26 protein-coding genes and 1 pseudogene are annotated in these 26,680 nt (G+C 74.2%); 20 read left to right on the forward strand and 7 right to left on the reverse strand.

The annotated features are described in order from the left end of the window. The first annotated feature begins 50 nt into the window (after window positions 1–50). Window positions 51–1,388 carry a D-arabinono-1,4-lactone oxidase gene (locus BD833_RS20305; RefSeq protein WP_243737845.1) on the forward strand — a complete coding sequence of 446 codons (1,338 nt, stop codon included), beginning with the start codon at window positions 51–53 and terminating at the stop codon, window positions 1,386–1,388. Between the two features lie 25 nt (window positions 1,389–1,413). Here the strand turns inward: BD833_RS20305 and BD833_RS20310 are convergent, their stop codons facing one another. From BD833_RS20310 to BD833_RS20320, 3 genes are all read right to left on the reverse strand, one after another. After that, window positions 1,414–2,307, reverse strand: coding sequence for an oxidoreductase (locus tag BD833_RS20310; RefSeq protein WP_166534978.1), 894 nt, complete (start codon window positions 2,305–2,307; stop codon window positions 1,414–1,416). A gap of 41 nt (window positions 2,308–2,348) precedes the next feature. Then, the gene (locus BD833_RS20315; protein ID WP_166534979.1) at window positions 2,349–3,557 is read right to left on the reverse strand and encodes an MFS transporter; all 1,209 of its coding nucleotides are present in this window, start codon (window positions 3,555–3,557) and stop codon (window positions 2,349–2,351) included. A 171-nt stretch (window positions 3,558–3,728) separates the two neighbouring features. Beyond that, window positions 3,729–4,910: a zinc-dependent alcohol dehydrogenase gene (locus BD833_RS20320; RefSeq protein WP_166534980.1), complete on the reverse strand. Its 1,182-nt coding sequence runs from the start codon at window positions 4,908–4,910 to the stop codon at window positions 3,729–3,731. 276 nt (window positions 4,911–5,186) lie between these two features. On the opposite strand from BD833_RS20320, the gene BD833_RS23115 reads away from it, so the two are divergent. The 3 genes from BD833_RS23115 to BD833_RS20335 all read left to right on the forward strand — a co-directional run bounded on the left by BD833_RS23115 (window position 5,187) and on the right by BD833_RS20335 (window position 9,083). Beyond that, window positions 5,187–7,016 (forward strand): peptidoglycan DD-metalloendopeptidase family protein, encoded by a 1,830-nt coding sequence (locus tag BD833_RS23115; protein ID WP_243737846.1) that lies wholly within the window; start codon window positions 5,187–5,189, stop codon window positions 7,014–7,016. Window positions 7,017–7,122: 106 nt separating this feature from the next. Continuing rightward, the gene (locus tag BD833_RS20330; protein ID WP_166534981.1) at window positions 7,123–8,052 is read left to right on the forward strand and encodes a cation diffusion facilitator family transporter; all 930 of its coding nucleotides are present in this window, start codon (window positions 7,123–7,125) and stop codon (window positions 8,050–8,052) included. 26 nt (window positions 8,053–8,078) lie between these two features. Next, window positions 8,079–9,083 (forward strand): cytochrome c oxidase assembly protein, encoded by a 1,005-nt coding sequence (locus tag BD833_RS20335; protein ID WP_243737847.1) that lies wholly within the window; start codon window positions 8,079–8,081, stop codon window positions 9,081–9,083. A gap of 52 nt (window positions 9,084–9,135) precedes the next feature. Here the strand turns inward: BD833_RS20335 and BD833_RS20340 are convergent, their stop codons facing one another. Continuing rightward, window positions 9,136–10,737 (reverse strand): MFS transporter, encoded by a 1,602-nt coding sequence (locus BD833_RS20340; protein ID WP_243737848.1) that lies wholly within the window; start codon window positions 10,735–10,737, stop codon window positions 9,136–9,138. 77 nt (window positions 10,738–10,814) lie between these two features. Here BD833_RS20340 and BD833_RS20345 point away from each other — a divergent pair, with 77 nt between their 5' ends. From BD833_RS20345 to serB, 4 genes are all read left to right on the forward strand, one after another. Continuing rightward, a complete protein-coding gene (locus BD833_RS20345) occupies window positions 10,815–11,324 on the forward strand; it encodes a metallophosphoesterase family protein (protein WP_166534982.1) in 510 nt (169 codons plus the stop codon). Window positions 11,325–11,338: 14 nt separating this feature from the next. Further along, on the forward strand, window positions 11,339–12,190 hold the full coding sequence (locus BD833_RS20350; protein ID WP_424945177.1) for a putative RNA methyltransferase: 852 nt from the start codon (window positions 11,339–11,341) through the stop codon (window positions 12,188–12,190). A gap of 64 nt (window positions 12,191–12,254) precedes the next feature. Further along, entirely contained in the window at window positions 12,255–14,012 is a 1,758-nt protein-coding gene (ctaD, locus tag BD833_RS20355; RefSeq protein WP_166534984.1) for an aa3-type cytochrome oxidase subunit I, read from the forward strand. A 102-nt stretch (window positions 14,013–14,114) separates the two neighbouring features. After that, on the forward strand, window positions 14,115–15,377 hold the full coding sequence (gene serB, locus BD833_RS20360) for a phosphoserine phosphatase SerB (protein ID WP_166534985.1): 1,263 nt from the start codon (window positions 14,115–14,117) through the stop codon (window positions 15,375–15,377). A gap of 18 nt (window positions 15,378–15,395) precedes the next feature. Here serB and BD833_RS20365 read toward each other — a convergent pair whose 3' ends face one another. Then, on the reverse strand, window positions 15,396–15,968 hold the full coding sequence (locus BD833_RS20365; RefSeq protein ID WP_166534986.1) for an isochorismatase family protein: 573 nt from the start codon (window positions 15,966–15,968) through the stop codon (window positions 15,396–15,398). Between the two features lie 16 nt (window positions 15,969–15,984). Beyond that, window positions 15,985–17,304: a nicotinate phosphoribosyltransferase gene (locus BD833_RS20370; protein WP_166534987.1), complete on the reverse strand. Its 1,320-nt coding sequence runs from the start codon at window positions 17,302–17,304 to the stop codon at window positions 15,985–15,987. Window positions 17,305–17,363: 59 nt separating this feature from the next. On the opposite strand from BD833_RS20370, the gene clpS reads away from it, so the two are divergent. Then, complete coding sequence (clpS, locus tag BD833_RS20375; RefSeq protein ID WP_166534988.1) at window positions 17,364–17,660, forward strand: ATP-dependent Clp protease adapter ClpS; 297 nt, start codon at window positions 17,364–17,366, stop codon at window positions 17,658–17,660. Continuing rightward, window positions 17,657–18,154, forward strand: a complete 498-nt coding sequence (locus BD833_RS20380; protein ID WP_166534989.1) for a DUF2017 family protein — start codon at window positions 17,657–17,659, stop codon at window positions 18,152–18,154. The genes clpS and BD833_RS20380 overlap by 4 nt, the downstream gene beginning before the upstream one ends. Here BD833_RS20380 and BD833_RS20385 read toward each other — a convergent pair. Next, window positions 18,093–18,446, reverse strand: a complete 354-nt coding sequence (locus BD833_RS20385) for a hypothetical protein (protein ID WP_166534990.1) — start codon at window positions 18,444–18,446, stop codon at window positions 18,093–18,095. The two genes, BD833_RS20380 and BD833_RS20385, sit on opposite strands and share 62 nt — an antisense overlap. A 114-nt stretch (window positions 18,447–18,560) precedes the next feature. On the opposite strand from BD833_RS20385, the gene BD833_RS20390 reads away from it, so the two are divergent. The 10 genes and pseudogenes from BD833_RS20390 to BD833_RS20435 all read left to right on the forward strand — a co-directional run. Then, the gene (locus BD833_RS20390; protein WP_166534991.1) at window positions 18,561–19,046 is read left to right on the forward strand and encodes a M67 family metallopeptidase; all 486 of its coding nucleotides are present in this window, start codon (window positions 18,561–18,563) and stop codon (window positions 19,044–19,046) included. 166 nt (window positions 19,047–19,212) lie between these two features. After that, window positions 19,213–19,491: a MoaD/ThiS family protein gene (locus tag BD833_RS20395; RefSeq protein ID WP_166534992.1), complete on the forward strand. Its 279-nt coding sequence runs from the start codon at window positions 19,213–19,215 to the stop codon at window positions 19,489–19,491. A 47-nt stretch (window positions 19,492–19,538) separates the two neighbouring features. Continuing rightward, complete coding sequence (locus BD833_RS20400) at window positions 19,539–20,489, forward strand: PLP-dependent cysteine synthase family protein (RefSeq protein WP_166534993.1); 951 nt, start codon at window positions 19,539–19,541, stop codon at window positions 20,487–20,489. 123 nt (window positions 20,490–20,612) lie between these two features. Continuing rightward, entirely contained in the window at window positions 20,613–21,437 is an 825-nt protein-coding gene (murI, locus tag BD833_RS20405) for a glutamate racemase (RefSeq protein ID WP_166534994.1), read from the forward strand. Next, a complete protein-coding gene (locus BD833_RS20410) occupies window positions 21,434–22,177 on the forward strand; it encodes an MBL fold metallo-hydrolase (protein WP_166534995.1) in 744 nt (247 codons plus the stop codon). Before murI ends, BD833_RS20410 begins: the two co-directional genes overlap by 4 nt. Before the next feature lie 51 nt (window positions 22,178–22,228). Next, window positions 22,229–23,182: a DNA polymerase domain-containing protein gene (locus tag BD833_RS20415; RefSeq protein WP_243737849.1), complete on the forward strand. Its 954-nt coding sequence runs from the start codon at window positions 22,229–22,231 to the stop codon at window positions 23,180–23,182. A gap of 187 nt (window positions 23,183–23,369) precedes the next feature. Next, window positions 23,370–24,809, forward strand: a complete 1,440-nt coding sequence (locus BD833_RS20420) for an alpha/beta hydrolase domain-containing protein (protein WP_208092795.1) — start codon at window positions 23,370–23,372, stop codon at window positions 24,807–24,809. A 125-nt stretch (window positions 24,810–24,934) separates the two neighbouring features. Next, window positions 24,935–25,525, forward strand: a complete 591-nt coding sequence (locus BD833_RS20425) for a QsdR family transcriptional regulator (RefSeq protein ID WP_166534996.1) — start codon at window positions 24,935–24,937, stop codon at window positions 25,523–25,525. An 86-nt stretch (window positions 25,526–25,611) separates the two neighbouring features. Beyond that, window positions 25,612–26,094 (forward strand): DUF4262 domain-containing protein, encoded by a 483-nt coding sequence (locus tag BD833_RS20430; protein WP_166534997.1) that lies wholly within the window; start codon window positions 25,612–25,614, stop codon window positions 26,092–26,094. A gap of 77 nt (window positions 26,095–26,171) precedes the next feature. Beyond that, a pseudogene (locus BD833_RS20435) lies at window positions 26,172–26,680 on the forward strand (hypothetical protein); the annotation flags it as partial.

The raw sequence follows: 26,680 nt of genomic DNA on the forward strand, positions 1-26,680 counted from the left end.
CCCGGTCCGCCGGCCACCCGGCGGGCCGCGCCCGACGGAGGGAGGAAGCGGTGGTTGAGGGGCTGGACCTGTCGGGGCCGAGCAGGAGGTGGCGCAACTGGGCCGGCAACCAGCGCGCCGACGTCCCGGCCGTGCAGCCGGCGTCGGCCGACGAGGTGGCGCACGTCCTGACCACCGCGGCCGCCGCCGGGCGGCGGGTGCGGCCGATCGGCAGCGGCCACTCGTTCAGCGCCATCGGTCTGCCGGACGACGTCCAGCTCGGCTGCGGCCGGCTGGCCGGCATCCGGTCGATCGAGCCCGACGGGCGGGTGACGGTGGGCGCCGGGACGACGCTGCACCGGCTGGGCACCGAGCTGCTGCGCCGCGGGTGGTCGCTGACCAACCTGGGCGACATCGACCGCCAGACGGTGGCCGGCGCGCTGGCCACCGGCACCCACGGCACCGGGGCGCGCTTCGGCGGGCTGGCCACCCAGGTCCGCGGGCTGGAGCTGGTGCTGCCCTCCGGGGAGGTGCTCGACTGCGACGCGCAGCGGCATCCGGAGGTGTTCGGCGCCGCCCGCGTGGGGCTGGGCGCGCTCGGGGTCGTGACGGCGGTGACGCTGCAGGCGGAGCCGGCGTTCGCGCTGCGCGCCGTCGAGGGACCGGGCACCCTGGCGGCGGCCCTCGAGGGCTTCGAGGAGCTGATGACCTCCGCCGACCACGTCGAGTTCTACTGGTTCCCGCACACCGACGCGACGCTGCTCAAGTGCAACACCCGGCTGCCCCTGGCCGAGGGGCTGGACCCGCTGCCGCGCTGGCGCGCGGCCTGGGACGACGAGGTGGTGGCCAACGCCGCCTTCGCGGGGGTGGTCGCGGCCGGCCGCCGGGTGCCGGCTCTGGTCCCCCCGCTGGCCCGCTTCTCCGCGCGGGCGCTGGGCCGGCGCGCCTGGACCGACCACGCGCACCGGGTGTTCGTCAGCCGGCGGCGGGTGCGGTTCCTGGAGATGGAGTACGCCGTGCCGCGGTCGGACGCCCCTGCGGTGCTGGCCGAGTTGCGGCGGGTGCACGAGGCCGGGGACTGGCGGACCGCCTTCCCGGTGGAGGTGCGGCTGGCCGCGGCCGACGACGTGCCGCTGTCCCCGGCCGTGGGCCGGGACGTCGCGTGGATCGCGGCGCACGTGCCGGCCCGGACCGAGCCCGGCCGCTGGTTCGACGCGCTGGAGTCGATCGCCGGCGAGGTCGGTGGCCGGCCGCACTGGGGCAAGCTGCACGGCCTGGACGCCGCGGCCCTGCGCGCCCGCTACCCGCGGTTCGACGAGTTCGTCGCGCTGCGCGACCGGCTGGACCCGGCGGGCGTGCTGACCAACGGCTACCTGGACCGGGTCCTCGGCCCGGGCGCGCACCGCTGAGGGGCGCCCCCGGGCCGGGGGAGCCTCACAGGTCGACGTCGGGCTCCCCGCTGCCGCCGATCCGGTCCAGCTCGGCCAGCTCGGCGGGTCCGAGCACCCGCGCCGCGGCCTGCAGGTTCTCCTCCAGGTGGGCGACCGAGGACGTCCCGGGGATGAGCAGGACGTTGGGGGAGCGGGCGAGCAGCCAGGTGAGGGCGATCTGCATCGGCGTCGTCTCCAGCCGCCGGGCCACCGTCTCGAGCGCCGCGGACTGCAGCGGCGTGAAGCCGCCCAGCGGGAAGAACGGGGTGTAGGCGACGCCGTCGCGGGCGAGCGCGTCGATCAGCGGGTCGTCGGCGCGGTGGACCAGGTTGTAGTGGTTCTGCACGCAGACCACCGGCGCGATGGCCCGCGCCTCGGCGTACATCTGCGGGGTCACGTTGCTGACCCCCAGGTGCCGGACGAGGCCCTCCTGCTGCATGGTGGCCAGCGCCTCGAACGGCTCGGCCAGCGAGCGCTGCACCGGCTCGGCGAAGCCGGGCATCCGCAGGTTGACGACGTCGAGGGCGTCGACGCCGAGGTGGTCGATGTTCTCCTGGACGGCGCGGCGCAGATCGTCGGGGTCCAGGGCCTCGGGCCAGCCGCCGTCCGCGTCCCGCCGGGCGCCCACCTTGGTGACGATGGTCAGCCCGTCGGGGTAGGGGTGCAGCGCCTCGCGGATCAGCTCGTTGACCACGACGGGGCCGTAGTAGTCGCTGGTGTCGATGTGGTCCACGCCGAGCTCGACCGCCCGCCGGAGGACGGCCAGGGCGGCCTCCCGGTCGGCCGGTGGCCCCAGGACGTGGGGGCCGGCGAGCTGCATGGCCCCGTACCCGAGGCGGTGGACCTCGCGGTCGCCGAGGCGGTAGCTGCCGGACTGCTCTGCGGTGCCGATCGTCATGGGGCCTCCCTACCCGCGGCCGGCCGGGTATGCGCGCCGGGTCAGGCGGCCGCCGCGGACTCCAGGACCGCCGTGGTCTGCTCGACCGGGCCCGCCGGGACCGTCCGCCGCCGGTGCCCGAGCGCGATGAGCAGCGCGATGACCGCGCCGACGACCGCGAGCACCGCGCCCACCCACATCGGGGCGGTCAGGCCGAAGCCCTGGGCGATGAAGAGCGCGCCGAGGGCCGCCCCGATGGCGTTGGCGATGTTGAACGCGCCCTGGTTGGCCGCCGAGACCAGGCTGCCGCCGCCGGGCACCTGCGCGGCCACGATCACGCCGTTCTGCACGACCGGGCCCATCGCGAAGCCGACCGTGCCGAACAGCACCAGCAGGACGACGGCGGCGACGGGGTTGCGGGCGAGGAAGGAGAACGCCACCAGGACGACGGCGACGGCCGCCATGCCGACCGCCACGAAGCCGAAGCCGAAGCGGTCGCCCAGCCGCCCACCGAGCAGCGTGCCGATCGTCGTCCCGACCCCGAAGAGGGCGAGCACCGGCGTGACGCCGTGCTCGGAGAGACCGGCCAGGTCGGTGAGGATCGGGGAGACGTAGCTGTAGACGGCGAAGGTGGCCGCGAAGCCGATCATCGTCAGCCCCAGGACCAGCCACACCTGGCCGCGGCGGAAGGCCGCCAGCTCGGTGCGCAGGTCGACGGCGTCGCCGCGGTCACCGGGCAGCCAGGCCAGCAGGCCGGCGATCGTCACCAGGCCGATGACGGCGATGGCGCCGAGGACGACCCGCCAGCTGGTCTGCTGCGCGACCCAGGTCCCGGCCGGCACGCCGATGACGTTGGCGAGGGTCAGGCCGGTGATCATGAGCGAGATGGCCCGGGTGGCGCGGGCCGGCTCCACCAGCCGCCGGGCGGCGATGGCGCCGACGCCGAAGAAGGAGCCGTGCGCCAGCGCGGTGAGCACCCGGGCGGCGGCGAGCGTGCCGTACGTCGGCGCCAGCGCGGCCAGGGTGTTGCCGACGACGAAGACGACCATCAGCGCGACGAGGGTCTGCCGCGGGGTGAACCGCAGGCCCAGCGCGGTCAGCGTGGGTGCGCCGATGACGACGCCGATGGCGTAGGCCGAGATGAGCAGGCCCACGGCCGACACCGAGACGCCGAGGCCGGCGGCGATCTCGGGCAGCATGCCCATGACGACGAACTCGGTCGTGCCGATGCCGAAGGCGCCGATGGCCAGGGCGAGCAGTCCGCGAGGCACGGGGGAACTCCAGGGGACGCGGTCGGGGCGGGCCGGCGGACGGCGTCGTCCTGGTGGTGCCGGGCTGGGTCTGGTGTCCGTTGCCGGACGGAGAGGACAGCGGCCGGCCGGGGCCGTTCATGCCCGGCCGGCCGCGTGCTCCTGCTCACGCCGGACGGCGCGGCCGGGGGGTCAGGGCTGCAGCAGCACCTTCACCGCGCCGTCCTTCTTCTGCCGGAAGTTCGCGTAGGCCTCGGGGGCCTGCTCCAGCGGGACCCGGTGCGTGGCGAAGTCGTCGACGCCCAGCGGGTCGCCGTCGACGAGCAGCGGCAGGATGTCGGGCACCCAGCGCCAGACGTTGGCCTGGCCCATCCGCAGCTGGACCTGCTTGTCGAACATCCGCATGAGCGGTAGCGGGTCGGTCGCCCCGCCGTAGACGCCGGACAACGAGATGGTGCCGCCGCGGCGGACGGCCTCGATGGCGGTGTTCAGCGCGGCCAGCCGGTCGATGCCGGCCACGGTCATGACCTTCTCCATGATCGCGTCGGGCACCACCGCGCTGGCCTTCTGCGCGATCGTGGCCAGCGGCGAACCGTGCGCCTCCATGCCGACGGCGTCGATGACCGCGTCGGGCCCCCGCCCGTCGGTGAGGTCGCGGACGCGGGCGACGACCTCCGCCTGGTCGGTCGAGTCGATCACGGTGATGCCGTTGCGCCGGGCCCGGGCCAGGCGCTCGGGCACGACGTCGGAGGCGATGACCTGACCGGCGCCGAGGTGCTTGGCGATGCGGGTGGCCATGTCGCCGATCGGGCCCAGCCCCAGGACCAGGACGCTCCCGCCCTCCGGGATGCCGGCGTACTGCACGGCCTGCCAGGCGGTGGGGAGCACGTCGGAGAGGTAGACGAAGCGGTCGTCCGACGGGGCGTCGGGCACCTTGATCGGCAGCGTGTTGCCGAAGGGCACCCGTAGGTACTCGGCCTGCCCGCCGGGCACCTGCCCGTAGAGCTTGGTGTAGCCGAACAGCGAGGCGCCCATGCCCTGCTCGCGGTTCTGCGTCGTCTCGCACTGCGACTGAAGCCCCTCCGCGCACATCCAGCAGGTGCCGCACGAGATGTTGAACGGCACGACGACGCGGTCGCCGGGCTTCACCGCGGTCACGTCCCGCCCGACGTCGCGGACGACGCCCATGGGCTCGTGGCCCATCACGTCCCCGACCGTCATGAACGGGGCCATGACCTCGATGAGGTGGAGGTCCGACCCGCAGATCCCGCTCGAGGTGATCTCGACGATGACGTCGGTCTGGTCCTGGATGGTGGGGTCGGGAACCGTCTCCACCCGGACGTCTGCTCGGCCGTGCCAGGTCACTGCTCGCATGCGAAATCTCCCTCGATCGGACGCTTGGGACGGGGCTGCTGCCCCTTCGTGAGCTGGATCGCGCGACTCTCAACCACCCGCGGCGTGTTGCTCACGCTGTGTTTGATCGGGTTCACGGTCCGTCGAACAATGCGCGTGGAGCACGGTGACCCAAACCACAAACCTGCAGGTGGATACCCGGTAGCGCAGATCACGAACCCATCACGCCGTGTTTACATGGGCCCCGCTCCTCTCCCCGGGAGCTGCTCGCGATGTCCGCCGACGGAAGCCAGGTGCATGAGTTCGCTCCACGACGACCGCCTCCTCGAGGGGGGTGCGGCGCCGGCCGACGAGGCCGCCCCGGGGCCCCGCCCGACCCGCCCGACGACCCCGTCGTCGACCGGGGTCGTCGAGGAGAAGGCCACGTCCACGGTTCCGCCGCAGCGCCAGGGGAAGGCGCGTTCCGCGGAGGGCCGCACGGCTCCTGGCTCGACCTCCCGGACCACCGCCGGCAGCCCGGCGCCGAGCCGCCGGTCCGCCACGGCGAAGGCCGCCACGGCGAAGGCCGCGACGGCGAAGGCGGCGACCGCGAAGGCGGTCACCGCGGCGACGGCGCGGGCTGCCTCGGCCAAGGCCGCGACCGCCACGGCCGCCACCCGGAAGGCGGCGGGCGCCGCCCGCACCGTCGTGGCGGCCCGGAAGGCGGCTGCGAGGCCCACCGGCGCGAAGCCCACCGCTGCGAAGCCGACCGCTGCGAAGCCGACCGCTGCGAAGCCGACCGCTGCGAAGCCGACCGCTGCGAAGCCGACCGCTGCGAAGCCGACCGCTGCGAAGCCGACCGCTGCGAAGCCGACCGCTGCGAAGCCGACCGCTGCGAAGCCGACCGCTGCGAAGCCCACCGCCGCGAAGCCCACCGCCGCGAAGCCCACCGCCGCGAAGCCCACCGCCGCGAAGCCCACCGCCGCGAAGCCCACCGCCGCGAAGCCCACGCCCGCGCAGCGCACCGCCGCGAAGCCCGCCGGGAGCCCGCAGGCCGGTCGCCGGCACCGGGCGACGGCACCGGCACCGGCCGCGGTCACCGCCGCCCGGGCCGCGGTCGTCAAGGCGATCGCGGCCAAGGTCGCGGCTGACGCGCGCGCCGTCCGCCGGCCCACGCCCTACAAGCGGTCCCGCGTCGACCTCGCCGTCCTCGCGCCGGTCGTCGACGTCGCCGCGCTCGTCGAGCCGCAGCCGGCCCCCGGGTCCGCGCTCGTCGTGGTGAAGGACGCCCCGGCGCCGCTCTCCCTCGCGCCGGTGTTCATCGAACCCGTGGTCACCGGCCGGGACGTCGACGCCGACTGCCCGGACGCCGCCCCGGCCCGGGTCATCGAGGCCGCGGCCCGTGGTCGCCTCGGTGCGTTCCTGCGCCGGCCCCCGATGCTGCGGCGGCGGCCGGCCCTGTACCTCGCCGCCGCTCTGGTGGGTGCCCTGAGCATCGGCGGCGCCGCCACGGCCGCGCCGCTCCAGGTCGACACCCGGACGGTCAGCCAGTCGGTCAGCGTGGCCGAGCAGCTCGGCATCGCCGGCGAGCCGGTGCCGGTCGTCGACGAGGACGTCACGTCCCGCCTCGGCGAGCTGGTGGCCAGCCGCAACGAGCGGGACGCCGAGCGGGTGGCCGCCGCGGACGCCCAGGCGGAGGCCGACCGGATCGCCACCGAGGAGGCCGCCCGCGCCGCGGCGGAGGCGGCCCGCCCGAAGGCCGTGAACCCGGTCGAGGGTGGGCGCCTGACCAGCGGCTTCGGCGCCCGTTGGGGGACGATGCACGCCGGGATCGACCTGGCCGCCCCCATGCGCACCCCCGAGCGCGCCGCCATGGACGGTGTCGTGCTGGAGGCCGGTGCGGCCAGCGGCTTCGGCCTCGCCGTCTACATCCAGCACGACAACGGCGACGTGACCGTGTACGGCCACATGGACGAGATCCTGGTGGAGCCCGGCCAGATCGTCCGCGCCGGCGACACCATCGCGCTGCTGGGCAACCGCGGTCAGTCGACCGGTCCGCACCTGCACTTCGAGGTGCACGTCGGTGGCCTCGACGGCGCGAAGGTGGACCCTGTCCCGTGGCTGCGGGAGCGCGGCGTCGAGCTCTGACGGTGCCGCCCGCGAGGACGCCCCCTGCCGGATCCCTCCGGCCGGGGGCGTCGCGCGTGGGGGAGACTTCCTGACCTCGGTCGGACGGGAGGCGGGAGCGGAGTCGATGGGACACGGCCACGCGCACGCCCACGGCGGTCCGGCCGGCACGGCCGGGGGAGCGCACCGGCGCCGGCTGGCCACCGTGCTCGTGCTCACCCTCGGCGTCCTGGTCGCCGAGGTGGTCGGCGCGGTGCTCTCGGGGTCGCTGGCCCTGCTGGCCGACGCGGGCCACATGGCCACCGACGCCCTCGGCATCGCCCTGGCCCTCGGGGCGGTGACCCTGGCCCAGCGTCCGGCCCGCGGCCGGCGGACCTTCGGCTGGCAGCGCGCCGAGATCCTGGGCGCGGTGGCCAACGGCCTGCTGCTGCTCGGCCTGGCCGGCTTCGTGGTGGTCGAGGCCGTCCGCCGGCTCGGCGAGCGCCCCGACGTGGCGGCCGGCCCGGTGCTCGCCATCGCCGCGGTCGGGCTCGCGGTGAACGTCGTCGGCATCCTGGTGCTGCACCGCGGCCGGGACGAGTCGCTGAACATCCGCGGCGCCTACCTCGAGGTGCTGGCCGACGCCCTGGGCTCGGTCGTGGTGATCGTCGCCGCGGGGGTGATCGCCGTGACCGGCTGGACCCCCGCCGACACGGTCGCGTCGCTGGTGATCGGCGCACTGGTCCTCCCGCGCGCCTGGCAGCTCCTCCGCGACGCCCTGGACGTCCTGCTCGAGGCCGCTCCCCGGGGGGTCGACCTGGAGCAGGTGCGGGCGCACATCCTCCGGGTGGACGGCGTCCTGGAGGTGCACGACCTGCACGCCTGGACGATCACCTCCGGGCTGCCGGTGCTCTCGGCGCACGTCGTCGTCTCCGACGGCGCCCTCGCGGCGGGGCACGGGGGCCGGGTGCTCGACGCGCTCTGCGCCTGCCTCGGCGACCACTTCGACGTGGCGCACTGCACCTTCCAGCTGGAGGGCGCGGCGCACGCCGGCCACGAGGCGCCGGTGCACGACTGAGGACCCCGTCCGGAGGGCGGGGCCGAGTGGGACAGTGGGAGAGCACGACCGGCCGGCAGGAGGAGATCGCGGTGGAGCACGGGCACCACTCGGGCATGTGGGTGCCCGACGAGCCGCCGACGTTCGGGCGGATGTTCCTCCCGCACCTGGACGGCTGGTCGGTGCTCGCCGTGCTGAGCATCGTCGGGCTGGTGGTCTACCTGGCCGCCGTCGTCCGGCTGCGCCGCTCCGGGGTCAGCTGGCCGTGGTGGCGCACGCTGGCGTGGATCGGCGGCACCGCCTCGCTGTTCGCCGTCACCGGGACGTGGCTCAACGGCTACAGCATGGTGCTGTTCAGCCTGCACATGGTCCAGCACATGGTGCTGTCCCTGATCACGCCGCTGCTGCTGCTGCTCGCGGCGCCGGTCACCCTGGCGCTGCGCACCCTGCCGCGCGGCAGCGGCGCGCTCGGGACGCCCCGGGCGCTGCTGCTGGACGCGCTGCACAGCCGGTTCGCCCGGTTCGTGGCCTCGCCGTTCTTCACCGTGCCGCTGTTCATCGCCAGCCTCTACGGCGTCTACTTCACGCCGCTGTTCGACGCACTGATGTCGAACCCGGCCGGGCACCAGTTCATGCTGGCCCACTTCGTCGTCACCGGGCTGCTGTTCTTCGGCCCGATCGTCGCGGCGGACCCGTGGCCGCGGACCCTCACCCATCCCGGCCGGATGATGGAGCTGTTCCTGCCGGTGCCGTTCCACGCCTTCTTCGGGGTGGCGATCATGATGGCCGGCTCGCTGGTCGTCGACACGTTCGCCCAGCCGCCGGCGGGCTGGGGCATCGACCCGCTCCGCGACCAGGGCGAGGCCGGGGGCATCGTCTGGGCCTTCGGCGAGCTGCCCACCGTCCTGGTGCTGGCCGTCGTCTTCTTCTCCTGGGCGAGCTCGGACGACCGCCGGGCGCGCACCCGGGACCGCGCGGCCGAGCGGGACGGCGAGGCCGAGCTGGCCGCCTACAACGCCCGGCTGCGCGCGATGGCCGGCCGCGGAGCCTGAGCACGACAGCGGCCCGCACCCCCGGGGGTGCGGGCCGCCGGTCGTGCGGGGCTCAGCCGACGTGGACGACGGCGTCACCCTCGGCCGGCAGGTCCTCCTTGGTGGCCTTGATGAGCACCGCCGAGACGACGGCGCCCAGCAGCAGCAGCGCCGCGGCCCAGGTGAACGCCGTGGTGTAGCCCTCCACCTGCGCCGCGAGGCCGACCGACGGGTCCTGCGGGTTCGCGCCCGAGGCGAGCACGTCGGCGGTGTAGGTGCTGATGGCGGCCACCGACAGCGAGGCCAGGACGGCGGTGCCGATCGAGGCACCCACCTGCTGGGTCGCGTTGAGCATCGCGCTGGCCGCGCCGGCGTCGTGCTGGCCGGCGCCCACGAGCGCCAGGTTCGACAGCGGCACGAAGGTGAAGCCGAGGCCGAGGCCCAGCAGCAGCTGGCCGGGGAACGGCAGCTCCCAGAAGCCGGTGTCCAGGCCGACGAACGACAGCGTGAACAGGCCCGCGGCCGCCAGCAGCCCGCCCAGGACCATGAGCGGCTTCGGCCCGATCCGGGGCACCAGCACGCTGGCCAGGCCGGCCGAGATGAAGACCCCGAGGGTGGTCGGCAGCGAGGCCAGCCCCGCCATCACCGGCTCGTAGCCGAGCACCTGCTGGAAGTACAGGCTCAGGAAGAAGAACGCCCCGAGCAGCCCGGCGCCCACCAGCGTCGACGTCAGGTAGGCCCCACCCCGGTTGCGGTCGAGCACGATGCGCATCGGCAGCAGCGGGTTGCGGGTCCGCAGCTCCAGCAGGACGAACAGCGCCACGAGCACCAGGCCGGCGACGATGAACAGCCACGCGAGGCCGTCGGCCCAGCCGCTCTCCGGCACCACCAGGGCGGCCGCGCCGCCCTGCGCCGCCGCCTCGGCGTTCGCCGCCGCGGCCTCGGCCGCGTTGGTCTGCGAGGCCTCGGCCACGCGGGTGAAGCCGTAGACGATCGAGGCGAGCCCGAGGGTCACGAGCACCGCGCCGGGGATGTCGTAGCTGGTGTCCCCGGGCGCCTTGCTCTCCGGGACGATCGGGATGGCCAGCACGATGGCGAGCAGGGCGACCGGCAGGTTCACCCAGAAGCACCAGCGCCAGTCGGCGTACTCGGTGAGCACGCCACCGAGCAGCAGGCCCACCGCGGAGCCACCGCCGGCGATGGCGCCGTAGACGCCGAAGGCCTTGGCGCGCTCCTTGGGGTCGGTGAACAGGACGGTCAGCAGCGCGAGCGACGCCGGGGCCAGCAGGGCGCCGAAGACGCCCTGGAGGGCGCGGGCGCCGAAGAGCATCGCCTCGTTCTGGGCGATGCCGCCGAGCGCGGAGGCGACGGCGAAGCCGGCCGCGCCGACCAGGTAGGTGCGCTTGCGGCCCCAGAAGTCGGCGATCCGCCCGCCGAGGAGCAGGAAGCCGCCGAAGGTCAGGGTGTAGGCGGTGACGATCCACTGCTGCGACGCCGGGCTGATGCCGAGGTCGGCGGTGACGGCGGGCAGGGCGATGTTCACGATGGTGGCGTCGAGGATGACCAGCAGGACGGTCATGGCGATGACGCCCAGGGCGAGCCAGCGGCGCTCGTAGGGCTCGTCGGCGGCGGCGTGCGCTCCGGGGGCGGAGGCGTTCGGGGTCGGGTCTGTCACGGGGTCCTCATCGTCGTGCGGGGAAGGCCGGGATCGCCGGTCGATCCAGGAACGTAGCCGCCTGGAACCATGTCGTCGTGCCCGTTTCGCTGGTGTTCACCTCCGACACGCACGTGCCGAAGCGGGCGCGTGACCTACCTCATCCCCTGTGGAGTGAGATCGCCGCCGCCGACGTCGTCGTGCACGCGGGGGACTGGGTCGACGCCGCCCTGCTCGACCTGTTCGAGGAGCGGTCCCGGCGGCTGGTCGCCGTCCACGGGAACAACGACCACGGGCCCCTGCGCGAGCGGCTGCCGGAGGTGGCCCGCGTGGAGATCGAGGGCCTCCGGTTCGCCGTCGTGCACGAGACCGGCGACGCCAAGGGCCGCGAGGCCCGCTGCGCGGCCCGCTTCCCCGACGCCGACGTCCTGGTCTTCGGGCACAGCCACATCCCCTGGGACACCACCGCGGCCACCGGCCTGCGGCTGATCAACCCCGGGTCGCCGACCGACCGGCGGCGGCAGCCGCACGGGACGTTCGTCACCGCGGTCGCCGACGGCGGACGGTTGCGCGACGTCGTCTTCCACCCGGTGCCGCCGCGCCCGTGACCGGCCGCCCCACGCTGCCCGCCACCGCGGTGGCGGCGCTGTCCTGCCCCGTGTGCGCCGCCCCGCTCGCGGCCGGCGAGGGGGAGGCGCTGCTGCGCTGCCCCGCGGGGCACTCCTTCGACCGGGCCCGGCAGGGGCACGTCTCGCTCCTGCCGCCGGGGCACCGGCCGCCGTCGGGCGACTCGGCGGCGATGGTCGCCGACCGGTCGGCCTTCCTCGCCGCCGGCCACTACGCCGGTGTGAGCGCCGCCCTGGCCGACGCGGCGCTGGGAGAGGAGGACGCGGCGGCACCTTCGACGCTGCTGGACCTCGGCGGCGGGACCGGGCAGCACCTGGCCGCCGTCCTCGACCGGGCGCCCGCCGCGGCGGGCATCGTGCTGGACTCCTCGCCCTACGCCGCCCGCCGGGCGGCCCGCGCGCACCCCCGGGCGATGGCGGTGGTGGCCGACACCTGGGCCCGCCTGCCGGTGCGCGATGCCGCCGTCGACCGGGTGCTGGTGGTCTTCGCCCCGCGCAACGGCCCGGAGACCGCCCGGGTGCTGCGGCCCGGGGGCCGGCTGGTCGTGGTGACGCCGGCGCCGGACCACCTCGCCGAGATCGTCGGGCCGCTCGGGCTGCTGCGCGTCGACCCGGGCAAGGCGCAGCGGCTGAGCGACTCCCTGGAGCCGCACCTGGTGCCGGTGGACGTGCGGGCCCACCGGCAGGTGCTGTCGCTGGACCACGCCGCCGTCGCCACGCTGGTGGGCATGGGGCCGCACGCGCGGCACCTCACGACGGCCGGTCTGGCCGCCTCGCTGGGGCGGCTGCCCAGCCCCGTCGAGGTCACGATCTCGGTCGACATCGGCCGCTACCGGCGGGCCCGGTGATCGTTCCGGCGCGCCCCACCCGCCCGCCCTGAGCCGCGGCGCGGCACGGTCTAAGCTGCGACCCGTGACGATTGCACCGGCGCCCATCGTGAGCCGGCCCAGCCCGGCTCACGTGGTCGAGAAGGGCTCGCGGCTGTCGAACCTGCTGCGGACCACCGACCACAAGACCATCGGTCTGATGTACCTGGCCACCTCGTTCGCCTACTTCGTGCTGGGCGGGCTGATGGCCATGCTCATGCGTGGCGAGCTGGGGCGGCCGGGGCTGCAGTTCCTCTCCCCGGAGCAGTACAACCAGCTGGTCACCATGCACGGCACGGTCATGCTGCTGATGTTCGCGACGCCGCTGTTCTTCGCGTTCTCGAACCTGATCATGCCGCTGCAGATCGGCGCGCCGGACGTGGCGTTCCCCCGGCTGAACGCGCTCTCCTTCTGGCTGTTCTTCCTGGGCAGCCTGATCGCGGTGTCGGGCTTCCTGACCCCGGGCGGTGCCGCCGACTTCGGCTGGTACGCATACGCGCCGCTCTCCGACGTCGTCCACTCCCCGGGCGCCGGCGCGAGCATGTGGTTCGCCGGCCTGGCCGTGAGCGGCCTGGGCACGATCCTCGGTGCGGTCAACTTCATCACCACGATCGTGTGCCTCCGGGCCCCGGGCATGACCCTGTTCCGGATGCCGATCTTCACCTGGAACACGCTGGTCACCAGCGTCCTGGTGCTCTTCGCCTTCCCGATCCTCACCGCCGCGATCATGGGCATGCTCGCCGACCGCAACCTCGGCGCCCTGATCTACTCGGACGAGAACGGTGGGCCCATGCTGTGGCAGCACCTGTTCTGGTTCTTCGGGCACCCCGAGGTCTACATCATCGCGCTGCCGTTCTTCGGCATCGTCACCGAGGTCATCCCGGTCTTCGCCCGCAAGCCGCTGTTCGGCTACAAGGGCATGGTCTTCGCGACGCTGAGCATCGCGGCGCTGTCGCTGGCGGTCTGGGCGCACCACATGTTCGCCACCGGCGCGGTGCTGCTGCCCTTCTTCGCCTTCCTGACCTACCTCATCGCCGTCCCGACCGGCATCAAGTTCTTCAACTGGATCGGCACCATGTGGCGGGGTCAGATGACCTTCGAGACGCCCATGCTGTTCTCGCTCGGGTTCCTGATCACCTTCCTCCTCGGTGGCCTGACCGGCGTGCTGCTGGCCAGCCCGCCGCTGGACTGGCACGTCAACGACAGCTACTTCGTCGTCGCTCACTTCCACTACGTCGTCTTCGGCACCGTGGTGTTCGCCGCCTACGCCGGGATCTACTTCTGGTTCCCGAAGATGTGCGGCCGGATGATGGACGAGAAGCTGGGCAAGCTGCAGTTCTGGCTGACCTTCATCGGCTTCCACGGCACGTTCCTCATCCAGCACTGGCTGGGGAACACCGGCATGCCGCGTCGGTACGTCGACTACCTGCCGACCGACGACTTCACGACCATGCACGCGATCTCGACGATCTTCTCGTTCGTGCTCGGTGCGGCCACCATCCCGTTCATCTACAACGTGGTGCGGTCGTGGAAGTACGGGAAGCTCGCCCTGCGCGACGACCCGTGGGGCCACGGCAACTCCCTGGAGTGGGCGACGTCGTCGCCGCCGCCGCGGCACAACTTCGTGGAGATCCCGCGGATCCGCTCGGAGCGCCCGGCGTTCGAGGCGCACTACCCGCACCTCATGGAGCGGCTGCAGAACGAGGCACACGTGGGCAAGCGGCACGAGCCCTACGGCGGCGTGAGCGAACTGGTCGGCGGCACCGGCCGGCGCCAGGGCGAGAACGACCCCGACCCCACCTGACGCACCGCACGTCGCGACGCCCCGTCGGCCTCTGGCCGGCGGGGCGTCCGCCGTTCCGGGGGAGGGACCGGGGTCGGGACGGCGGTGCGGCACGATGACCCGGTGGCGCCCGACACTGCACCCCGTCCGCACGCGGTTCCCGGCACCCCTGTGGCGCGGGCGCTCCTGACCGTGACCGGTGCCGACCGGCCCGGCGTCACCGCCGAGCTCTTCGGCGCCCTCGCGGTCGACGCCTCCGGTCGGCCGCGGGTCGAGGTGCTCGACGTCGAGCAGGTCGTCGTGCACGGTCACCTCGTCCTCGGGGTGGTCGTGGGCGCGCCCGACGGCCAGGTCGGCCGCGCCGACGAGGACGGCCTCCTCGGCCACCTCGCCGAGGTGGCCCACCGGGTGGGGTCGGCCGTGGGCGTCCAGGTGCACGTCGAGTCGGCGACCGAGCCGGTCGCGCCGGCCGTCCCCGCGGGCCGGCTGCACCACGTGATCGTGCTGGGCCGGCCGGTGCCGCCCGAGGCCGTGGCCGGGGCCGCCAGGGCGATCGCCGGGATCGGCGGGAACATCGACGCCATCCGGCGGCTCTCCGACCAGCCGGTCACCAGCTTCGAGCTCACCGTCTCCGGCGCCGAGGCCACGGCGCTGCGCACCGCGCTGGCCGCGGTCGCCAGCGCGACCGGGGCCGACATCGCCGTCGAGCAGGTCGGGCTGGCCCGGCGCAGCAAGCGGCTGATCGTCCTGGACGTGGATTCGACGCTGGTCCGCGGCGAGGTCATCGACGAGCTCGCCGCGCGGGCCGGGCGGGCGGCGGAGGTCGCCCGGATCACCGCGGCGGCCATGAACGGCGAGCTGGACTTCGCCGAGTCGCTGCAGCAGCGGGTCGCCGTCCTGGCCGGGCTGCCGGTCGAGGTGCTCGACGAGGTGCGCGAGCACCTGGTGCTCACTCCCGGCGCCCGCACCCTCATCCGGACGCTGCAGCGCCTCGGCTTCCGCTGCGGGATCGTCAGCGGCGGGTTCACCCAGATCACCGGACCCCTCGCCGACAGCCTCGGGCTGGACTTCGCCGCGGCCAACACCCTCGAGGTGGCCGACGGCCGGCTCACCGGCGGCCTCGTCGGCGAGATCGTCGACCGCCCCGGCAAGGCGCGGGCGCTGGCCCGGTTCGCCGCGGAGTACGGCATCCCGATGGAGCAGACGGTGGCGGTCGGCGACGGGGCCAACGACCTCGACATGCTCAACGCCGCGGGCCTGGGCATCGCCTTCAACGCCAAGCCGTTCGTGCGCGAGCAGGCGCACACGGCGCTGAACCAGCCCTACCTCGACGCGGTGCTGCAGGTGCTCGGCTTCACCCGCGACGAGCTCCTCGACGAGGGGTAGCGCCTCCTCACCGCGGTGTCATCCGGAGGGTGACGATGCGCACAGCTCGACGCCCGCGGTGCGGAGCTGCTCGAGCGCGGCCTCCGTCGTCGCCTCCGAGACGCCGGCGGTGAGCGGCAGCAGCACCCGGGTGGCGAAGCCCGCGCCGACGGCGTCGAGGGCGGTGGCGCGGACGCAGTGGTCGGTGGCGATGCCGACGACGTCGACGGCGTCGACACCGCGGGCCCGCAGCCACTCGGCGAGCCCGGTGCCGTCGCAGGCGCCCTCGAAGCCGGAGTAGGCCGCGGCGTACTCCCCCTTGTCGAAGACCGCCTCGATCGGCTCCCGGTCCAGCGCCGGGTGCAGCTCGACCCCGCCGGTGCCGACCACGCAGTGCCGCGGCCAGGTCTCGACGAAGTCCGGCGCCGCGGCGAAGTGACCGCCGGGGGCGATGTGGTGGTCGCGGGTGGCGACGACGTGCGCGTAGCTGCCGGCCGCCGCCCGGATGTGCGCGGTCACGCCGGCGGCGACCGCCGCGCCACCGGGAACGGCCAGGCTGCCCCCCTCGCAGAAGTCGTTCTGCACGTCCACCACGATCAGTGCGCGGGACACCGTTCCTCCTCCGGGCTCACTGGGCCACCGTCTCCAGCACCGGCTCGGCGCGGGAGAGCGCGAACGCCTCCGGCGGCAACGCGGCCCGGGCCCGCTCGTGGTGCGCCCGCGCGCGGGTGAGCGCGTCGGCGGGGGAGCGCGGGTCGCAGATCTCGCCACCCCGCACGAGGGGGACGACGAGGTCGCGGTCGCCGTCCCGGGCGGGGACCTCCCCGGCGGTGACCACCTCCGCGGTGGCCACGCCGTGGGTGTCGTGGCGGCGGACGGCGTGCTTGCGGCCACCGACCGAGTGCTTGCCCTCGGAGCGCTTGGCGACCGGGACGCCGTCCCGCTCGACCAGCTTGTAGACCATGCCCGCCGTCGGCGCGCCCGAGCCGGTGACCAGCGACGTGCCCACGCCGTAGCCGTCGACCGGCGCGGCCATGAGCCCGGCGATGGCGTACTCGTCCAGGTCGCTGGTGACGATGATCCGGGTGCGGGTCGCGCCGAGGGAGTCCAGCAGCTCCCGCGCACGCCGGGCCAGGGTCGGCAGGTCGCCGGAGTCCAGCCGGATGCCGCCCAGCCCGGGGCCGGCGACGTCGACCGCCGTCCGGATGCCCTGCTCGACGTCGTAGGTGTCGACCAGCAGCGTGGTGCCCTTCCCGAGCACCGCCACCTGGGCCTCGAACGCCGACCGCTCGTCGTCGTGCAGCAACGTGAACGCGTGGGCGCTGGTGCCGGTGGTCGGGACGCCGTAGCGCCGGCCGGCCTCGAGGTTGGAGCTGGAGACGAAGCCGACGAGGTGGGCGGCGCGCGCCGCGGCCACCGCCGCCTCCTCGTGGGTGCGCCGCGACCCCATCTCGATGCACGGGCGCTCGCAGGCGGCGGACACCATGCGGGCCGCGGCCGAGGCGATCGCGCTGTCGTGGTTGAGGACGGAGAGCACCAGCGTCTCCAGCAGCACTCCCTCGGCGAACGGCGCCCGGACGGTGAGCACCGGCGAGCCGGGGAAGTAGAGGTCGCCCTCGGCGTAGCCGTCGATGTCGCCGGAGAACCGGAAGTCGGCCAGCCAGTCCAGGAGCCGCCGGTCGGTCAGCCCCTGCGCGCGCAGCGCGGCGAGCTCGCCGTCCCCGAACCGGAACCGGGGCAGCGCCTCGAGCAGCCGTCCGGTGCCGCCGACCACGCCGTAGCGGCGACCCTGCCGCAGCCGCCGGGCGAACACCTCGAAGACGCAGTCCCGGTCGGCGGTCCCGTCGGCCAGCGCGGCGGCGACCATCGTCAGCTCGTACCGGTCGGTGAAGAGCGCGGGCCCCGGTGCAGAGGTGAGCCCGGGAGACGGCCCGGGAGACACAGCCATGATCGGGAAGCGTAGGCCGACCCCCGTCGCCCGGCCCGGCGGCGTCCTAAGGTGGACCCGTGGCCGGACCCCTCGCCCCGACTCGGAGCCCCGAGACGACGGAAGAGGAGCGCGGTGACCTGGGCCGCCCGTGGGTGACCATCGTCTGGAACGACCCGGTCAACCTGATGAACTACGTCACCTTCGTCCTGCAGGAGCTGTTCGGGTACGACGAGCCGACGGCGACGACGCTGATGCTGCAGGTGCACCACGAGGGGAAGGCGATCGTGAGCTCGGGACCGCGGGAGCGCATGGAGCACGACACCAGCCGGCTGCACGCCTACGGGCTGTGGGCCAGCTACCAGCGCGACTCGTGAAGCCCTTCCGGGCCCGGGGCGGGCGTGTGGTGGCGCGGCTGGACCGGGCCGAGGCCGGGGTCGTCGGGCTGCTGCTCGACCAGCTGGAGCAGCTGCTCGCCGCCGATCCCGCCGACAGCACCGGCGATCCGGTGATGGAGCGGCTGCTCCCGCCCGGGCACCGCTCGGACCGTGCGCTGGCCGACGACTACCGCGACCTCACCGAGCAGACGCTGCGCGAGGGGAAGGCCGACGACCTGGCCACGGTGCGCGCCACCCTGCCCGCCGACGGGGGCGACGTGCGGCTGGACGTCGAGCAGGCCGGCGCGTGGCTGCGCACCAGCAACGACCTCCGGCTGGCTCTCGGCACCCGGCTGGACATCAGCGAGGACTCCGAGCCCCCCGAGGAGATCCTCGACGAGGGCGACCACCAGCTGGCGGTCTACTACTGGCTCACCGCGCTGCAGGGGTCGCTGGTCGACGCGCTGGTCGCCGCTCGCGCCGGCCGAAGGTGAGCAGCACCGACGAGGCCAGCAGCAGGTCCAGGACGAACAGCACGTGGACCATCCCGTGCAGGTCCACGCCGACCACCATCGCGCCGATCGTGGACACCAGGACCACTGCCGACACCAGCAGGAGCAGCAGCAGGAGCAGGCCCCGCAGCGCGACGATCGTGACCACGGAGGCGCGGTCCGCGGGCTCGGCGGCGCTGTAGCCGCGGTGCCGGAACAGCCCTCGCACGCCCAGGACGAGTGCCGGCAGTGCCAGCAGCACGACGCCGGCGGTCAGGAGGGACGGGAGCCACACGGGGAGGACCGTATCGTTCCCCGTTCGTTCCCCTGCCGTTCCCCGGTCGGGCGCGGGCCGGTCGCTCCGGGGGCGACGCCGGACGACCCGGACGGGGCCGCCTAGACTGTGGGCGTGCTGCGCATCGACCGCGCGACCTACGACGCCGTCGTGGCCCACGCCCGGAAGGACCACCCGGACGAGGCCTGTGGTGTCGTCGCCGGCCCGGAGGGGACCGAGCGCCCCGAGCGCTTCGTCCCCATGCTGAACGCGGCGCGGTCGCCGACGTTCTACGAGTTCGACAGCGCCGACCTGCTGGCGCTGTACCGCGACATGGACGACCGGGACGAGTGGCCCGTCGTCGTCTACCACTCGCACACCGCCACCGAGGCCTACCCCTCGCGCACCGACATCGGGTACGCCTCGGGCCCGGCCGCCGACCCCCGCACGCACTACGTGCTGGTGTCCACCCGCCACCACGGCCCCCGGACGGGCCTGGCCGGGGACGACGTGGAGTTCCGCAGCTACCGCATCGTCGACGGGGAGGTGTCGGAGGAGGAGGTCGAGATCGTCGAGTCCTACCTCTTCGGGCACTCGCCGACGACCGTCGTCTACGACTGACGAGGACCCTCCTGCCCCCACCGCTCGCCGGCTCGCGGCGGGCTCCGGCAGGAGGGCCACCGCCGCGCGGAATCCCGCGCGGCGACCGGGCGTTGGCCCGAAGCAGACGCACGACCGCTGCCGCCCGCAGCAACCCCCGCACCGACGTCCCGAGGAGAAGCACGCCATGGCCATCGAGGTCCGGATCCCGACCATCCTGCGCACCCACACCGGCGGCAACAAGACCGTCGAGGGCAGCGGGGACACCCTGGCCGCGCTGATCGACGACCTCGACAGCAAGCACTCCGGCCTGAAGAACCGCCTCGTCACCGAGGAGGGCAAGCTGCACCGCTTCGTCAACGTCTACGTCAACGACGAGGACGTCCGCTTCACCGGCGCGCTGGACACGCCGGTCAAGGACGGCGACTCGGTGACGGTCCTCCCGGCCGTCGCGGGCGGCTGCTGAGCGGCTCCCCGCTCCACCCTCCCCTCCACCGTCCCGGAAGAGTTCCCATGGCCCGCTTCGCCTCCCTCGTCGACTCGCTCGGCAGCACCCCGCTCGTGGGGCTGCCCAACCTGTCGCCGACCCCCGACGTGCGCCTGTGGGCCAAGCTCGAGGACCACAACCCCACCGGCTCCATCAAGGACCGCGCGGCGATCAGGATGATCGAGGCGGCCGAGAAGGAGGGGCTCCTGCAGCCCGGGTCGACGATCCTCGAGCCGACCAGCGGCAACACCGGGATCTCGCTGGCCATGGTCGCCCGTCAGCGGGGCTACAAGCTGATCTGCGTCATGCCGGAGAACACTTCGGTGGAGCGCCGGCAGCTGCTGGAGATGTACGGCGCGCAGATCATCCCCTCGCCCGCGGCCGGCGGCTCGAACCAGGCCGTCGCCATGGCCAAGGAGCTGGCCGCCGAGCACGACGACTGGGTGATGCTCTACCAGTACGGCAACCCCGGGAACGCGCTCGCCCACTACGAGGGCACGGCTCCGGAGATCCTCGCCGACCTGCCGTCGATCACCCACTTCGTGGCCGGCCTCGGCACGACGGGCACCCTCATGGGCTGCTCGCGCTACTTCCGGGAGCACAAGCCCGGGGTGCAGGTCATCGCCGCGGAGCCGCGCTACGGCGAGCTGGTGTACGGGCTGCGCAACATCGACGAGGGGTTCATCCCCGAGCTCTACGACGCCTCGCTGCTGGACTCGCGGTTCTCCGTCGGCCCGGACGACGCCATCCACCGCACCCGCCAGCTGGTGGAGCGGGAGGGCATCTTCGCCGGCATCTCGACCGGCGCGATCCTGCACGCCGCGCTGGGCATCGCCGACAAGGAGGTCGCGGCGGGGCGGGCGGCCGACATCGTCTTCATCGTCTGCGACGGCGGCTGGAAGTACCTCTCCACCGGGGCCTACGCCGGCACCCTGGAGGAGGCGACCTCCGCGCTCGAGGGCCAGCTCTGGGCCTGAGAAAGGACCCCCTCGCCCCCCACCGCTCGCAGGCTCGCGGCGGGTCCCTGCGAGGAGGCCGTTCCATCCCGTCACCAGTTCGGCGGAGGTGCGTCGGTGCGGGCCGCTAGCCTGACGGGCGACATGGGGACGCAGCCTGGAGCCGACGCACCGATCGGCATCTTCGACTCGGGGGTCGGTGGGCTCACCGTCGCCCGGGCGGTGCTCGACCAGCTCCCCGGCGAGGCGGTGCGCTACATCGGCGATACCGCCAACGGCCCGTACGGCCCGCTGCCCATCGCCGAGGTGCGCCGGCACTCGCTCGCGGTGATGGACGAGCTGGTCGACAGCGGCGTCAAGATGCTGGTCGTCGCCTGCAACTCCGCCAGCGCGGCCTCGCTGCGCGATGCGCGGGAACGCTACGACGTCCCGGTGGTGGAGGTCGTGCTGCCCGCGGTGCGGCGGGCGATCGCCGCCACCCGCAACGGGCGGATCGGGGTCATCGGCACCCAGGCCACCGTCACCAGCGGCGCCTACGACGACGCGTTCGCCGCGGCTCCGGGCGTCACGGTCACCTCGGCGGCCTGCCCGAGCTTCGTCGACTTCGTCGAGCGCGGCGTCACCACCGGCCGGCAGCTGCTCGGCCTGACCCAGTCCTACCTCGACCCGCTGCTGGCCGCGGGGGTGGACACCGTCGTGCTGGGCTGCACCCACTACCCGCTGCTCACCGGGGTGCTGTCGGTGGTGCTGGGGGAGGACGTGACGCTGGTGTCCAGCGCCGAGGAGACGGCGAAGGACGTGTACCGCGTGCTCACCCGCACCGAGCTGCTGCGCGGCCCGGACGCCCCGCCGCCGCAGCACGTGTTCCTCGCCACCGGCGATCCCGAGCCCTTCGCGCGGCTGGGTCGCCGGTTCCTGGGGCCGGAGATGGGCTCGGTGGTCCGGGCCGGAAGCGTGGGTGCCGCGTGAAGCTGACCGTCGTCGGGTGCTGCGGCAGCGGGCCGGGCCCGGACTCGCCCGCGTCCTGCTACCTGGTCGAGCACGACGGCTTCCGGCTGGTCGTGGACCTGGGGAACGGCTCGTTCGGAGCTCTGCAGGGGGTCATCGACCCCGGCACGGTGGACGCCGTCTTCCTCTCCCACCTGCACGCCGACCACTGCCTGGACGTGGCGCCCTTCGTGGTGTGGCACCGGTACTCGGGCCGCTCGCCGGGCCGGCTGGTCCCGCTCTACGCGCCGGTGGGCGCCGAGCGCCGGCTGGCCCTGGCCTACGACATGGACGGCGACGGCCTGACCGACGTCTTCGACTTCGTCCCGGTCGGTCCGGGCGGCTTCCGGCTGGGCCCCTTCGACGTGCAGCTCGCCCGGACGGCGCACCCGGTGGAGACCTACGCGATCCGGCTGACCGCGGGCGGGACGTCGCTGGTCTACACCGGTGACACCGGTCCGTGCGACCGCGTGGTCGAGCTCGCCCGGGGCGCCGACGTCCTGCTCGCCGAGGCCGCGCACCCGGACAACGTGCCCGAGCAGCCGCCGGGCCTGCACCTCACCGGCCGGCAGGCCGCCCAGCACGCCGCCGCCGCGGGGGCCGGGCGGCTGCTGCTCACCCACGTGCCGCCCTGGGTCGACCACATCGGGCAGCTCTTCGCCGCCAGCTCCGTGTTCTCCGAGACCGAGCTCGTGCGGCCGGGGGCGGTCTACGACATCTGAGCCGCCCACCCGGGCGACGTGGGGTTGCCCGGGCGACCCGGTGCGGGCAGCGTGACCGCCGTGGCCGACGAGGAACGGGACGGCGGGGCGCTCACCAGCCTGGACTCACCGCTGGGGGACGGCCTCGGGGTGACCAAGCGCGCGCTCGTGGACCACCTGGACGCCGTCGCCGATCGGATGGTGCCGCTGCTCGCCGGCCGCCCGCTCTCGATGGTGCGGGTCCGCCCCGGGCAGGCTCCGTTCATGCAGCGGAACGTGATGAAGGGCGCGCCCGGCTGGGTGCGCACCGTGCCGGTCTGGGCCGAGTCGGCGCACCGGGAGGTGCACCAGGTGCTCTGCGACGACCGCCGCACCCTGCTGTGGCTGGCCAACCAGCGCGCCGTCGAGTTCCACGTGCCGTTCCTGCCGGCCGGGTCGCACGAGCCGACCGGGCTGGTGCTGGACCTGGATCCGCCGGACGGCGCGGACTTCGCCACCGTCGTCGCCGTGGCCCGGCTGGCGCGCGCGGCGCTGGAGGAGGTGGGCCTGGCGGGCGCGGTGAAGACCAGCGGCTCCACCGGTCTGCACGTCGTGGTGCCGGTGGCCGGGTCGCCGGCCGAGGACGTCGCGGCCGCCACGCGTGCCCTGGCCTCCCGCGCGGCCCGGCTGGACCCCGCGATCGCCACCACGGCGTTCCTCAAGGAGGAGCGGGAGGGCCGGGTGTTCGTCGACTCCACGCGGTCGGGGACGGGCACGGTGGTGGCCGCCTACAGCCCCCGGGTGCGCCCGGGACTGCCGGTGTCGACGCCGGTGGCCTGGGCCGACCTGGACGGCATCGCCCCCGGCGACGTCACCGTGACCTCGGGCGCCGGCCGGCTCGGCGACTGGGCGGCGCTGCTGCCGGGGCCGCAGCGGCTGCCGGCCGACCTGGTCGCCGAGGGGCACACGATCCCGATCGCCCGGGTGGCCGCGATGCACGAGGGGAAGCGGCGCAAGCGGGCCCGCGAGGCGGCCGAGGGGACCTGAGCGGGATCTGTGCAACAGATCGAAGTTTTGTTGCAGCAACCGTTGTTCCACGGAGTCGCGCGGGTTAGCTTGCTGAGGACGTCGACGTGATCCGCGTCATGGTTCTGGGCCCGGAACTGGTTCGCTCCCCATCTGACAGCTGCCCGCGAGGCGCTCCTGCGGCGTGTCCGGCAGCAGAAGGAGTCCCATGCCCGTCACCACGACCACGAGGGTCAGAACCGGCGGCAGCACCGTCGCCCTGGGCCTGACACTGGCCTTCCTGGCCCCGGCCTTCCCCGCCGCGGCCACCGACGATCACCGGGAACCGATCGGCGACGTCACGGTCACCGGGCCGCTGCCCAGCGACCTCGGCGGCAGCCCCTCCTCCCCGGACCTGGAGGACACCTATCCCTTCTTCGCGACGTACCAGGACCTGGCCGGGGCCGGCTACGTCGAGGAGGAGTTCCTGATCTCCGGCTTCGCCGACGCCTACGCCAGCCCCCGGACGCCGGACATCGCGCCCGGGACGCTGCTGGAGGAGGACGTCCCGTACACCACGCGGATCGTCGTCCGGCGGCCCGCGCTTCCCCGGCACTTCAGCGGCACCGCCCTGGTCGAGTGGCAGAACGTGACCGCGGGCTACGACCTCGACGCCCTCTGGAACTTCGAGGACGTGACGCGGAGCGGTGACGCCTGGATCGGGGTGTCGGCGCAGCAGGTGGGCGTGGACCAGCTCCGGAACTGGAGCCCGACCCGGTACGGCTCCCTGGACGTCACGGCGGGCGGGCGGTACGCGCTCGACCAGCTCGCGCTGGACATCTACGCCCAGGCGGCCAAGGCGCTGGTCGACCCCGCGGGCGTGGACCCGATGGGCGGGCTCGACGTCGAGACGCTGCTGTCGATCGGCGCCTCCCAGTCGACCCGCTACCAGAGCACCTACTACGACCACGTCCTGCCGAAGGTGGAGCCGGTCTTCGACGGCTACGCCATCGTCGTCGGGACGGCGCCGAGCCGGGTCGGGGAGGAGCCGGTCTTCCAGGTGCAGTCCGAGACCGACGTGACCGCCGCCGCCGCGGCCGCCCGGCGTCCGGACGACGCGGTGTTCCGCCGCTGGGAGGTCGCCGGTGCGGCGCACTCCGGCTGGCAGGGGCAGGAGTACCGGGCGCCGCTCTCGGAGCGCGATCTCGGCGGTGCGCCGCAGTACAGCTGCGACCTGCCGCCGTTCAGCCGGGTGCCGATGCACCACGTGACGGCCGCCGCCTACGCGCACCTCGCCCGCTGGGCCGAGAAGGGGATCGCACCCCCGTCCGCGCCCTACCTGGAGTTCGACGCCGACGGCAACAAGGTCCGCAACGAGCTCGGGCTGGCTCAGGGCGGCATCCAGCTGTCCCAGGTGGCGGTGCCCATCGCGCTGAACTCCGGTACCAACAGCGGCGCCAGCTTCTGCCGTCTGTTCGGCACCCACCAGCCGTTCTCCGACGAGCAGCTGGCGGCGCTCTACGGCAGCAAGGGGGAGTACGTGAACGCCGTCCTGGCGGTCGACCACGCGAACCTGCGGGCCGGCTACATCGAGAAGGACGACGCGAAGGACAACCTCCGGGCAGCCCTCGCCTTCGCACGGGAGCTGCAGCAGATCCTGCGCGGCTGAACGCCCGGGCACGTGAACACCCTGGCGCCGGGCGGCGGACCCCTTCCGGGTCGGCCGCCCGGCGTCCGGGGTTCCCCAGCCGCTGGGCAGGTCGCGGGGAATCCGGCTGCCCTACGCTGCCCGTCGTGAGCGGCGCACCCGAGGAGATCGTGCGCCACGCGGCCCGGATGCTCCTGGAGGGCCGCCGGCTGGACACCAGCACCCTGGCGGCCGAGCTGGGCATCGCCCGCGCGACGCTGTTCCGGCGCGCCGGCAACCGCGACGCGATCCTCGGGGAGGCCCTCGCGCACCTGGGATCGCGGACCCTGGCGGCGATCGAGGCGGAGCACGACGCGCGACCCGAGGGCGCGGACCCGGCCGGGCGGCTCCGGTCCCTGGCCGTCAGCGAGAGTTTCCGCTGGGCGCTGAGCACCGCCGTCCCGATCAGGCGGCTGCTCGACGAGGAGCCCACGACGGGGATCCGCGTGCTGACCGATCCGCGCGGCCGGGTCCAGCCGCGGGTGGTCGAGGCGTACACGGCCCTCTTCCAGCACGACGTCGACCGGCACGGCTTCGTGCCGCAGGTTCCCGTCCCGTTGCTCGCGCTCGCCGTGGTGCGGCTGGGGGAGTCGTTCCTCTACTCCGACGTGCTGGCGTCGCGGGCACCCGATCTCAAGGCCGCGACCACGGTGATCGACGCGCTGGTCCTGAGCGTCCTCGGCGGCGAGGGCGGCTGACGGTCCGCCGTCCCCAGGTCTGGCGGCGTCCACAGGTCGCGCGACGGCGCCCGCACCTGTCGGTGCCCGGCCCCACGCTGGGTGGCATGACGATCGATCCGAGCGTGCTGGCCTGGCTCGACCAGGAGGACAGCCGGCTGGCGCAGACCATCCGCAGCAACCGCGTCGCCGTGCAGTACGTGATCCGCGGCGAGGAGTCGGACGAGCCGGCGTTCGGCTACACCGTCGGGCTGTTCGGGGTGGGGCACCCGGAGCTGGTCGTGGTGGGGGTCGACCACGAGACGGCCACCGGCATGCTGAACACGGTGGCCGGCCTGGTGCTCGACGGGCGGGACCTGGTGCCGGGTGAGGTGGTGGCACTCGACGAGAACCGGCGGTTCACCGTGGAGACGCTGCCCAACCCGGGCGACGTGCTGTTCACCGCGAACCGGTTCTACCAGCGCCCGGACGAGTTCTCCGTGCCCGCGTACCAGATCACCTGGGCGCACCCGGGCGGCCTCTTCCCCTGGGACCCCGGCTACCCCTGCCCGCCGGGGTGCCAGCCGCGGCCGGGCACCTGGCGGGCGTGATCCCCCTGTCGTGGCCGACGAACAGGCCGTCGGCCGCGCAGCCTGAAAGTGTCGTACCCCCGCTCTAGCCTGCGGTTATGTCGTCGGGTGTGGGGTTCGCGGTCGGGGTGACCGTGATGCCGGTGAGCCCGCCGTCGGAGTGGGAGCTGGTGGATCCGGAGCCGTTGCCGCGGTTGGGTGAGCCGTTGAGCGGCTGGTTGCCGGCCCGCCGGTCGGCGGGTGAGGCGGCGGGGTTGCTGGGGCAGATCGTGGTGGCGGAGGCGCAGCTGGCGGCGTTGCGGGCGGAGCTGGTGAGGGATCTGGCCGCGGTCCGCCCGGCGCCGGCCGATCCGTTGCCCGGTGGGCACGGCGCGGGTGTGGTGGGGCCGGTCGGGGTGAGTGAGTTCCTGCCCGATGAGCTGGCCGCGATCCAGAACTGCAGTCGGGCGTCGGCGGTCACTCTGCTGGAGCACGCGGAGCTGCTGACCACGGTGTTGCCGGGCACCCGGCGGGCGCTGGCCACCGGGGAGCTGGACCGGCCCCGGGCCCACGCGATCGCCGCGGAGGTGGCCGCGACCGGGCGGGAGACCGACCCGGCGGTGATCGC

Source organism: Blastococcus xanthinilyticus (assembly GCF_008124835.1).
Classification (GTDB): Bacteria; Actinomycetota; Actinomycetes; order Mycobacteriales; family Geodermatophilaceae; genus Blastococcus; species Blastococcus xanthinilyticus.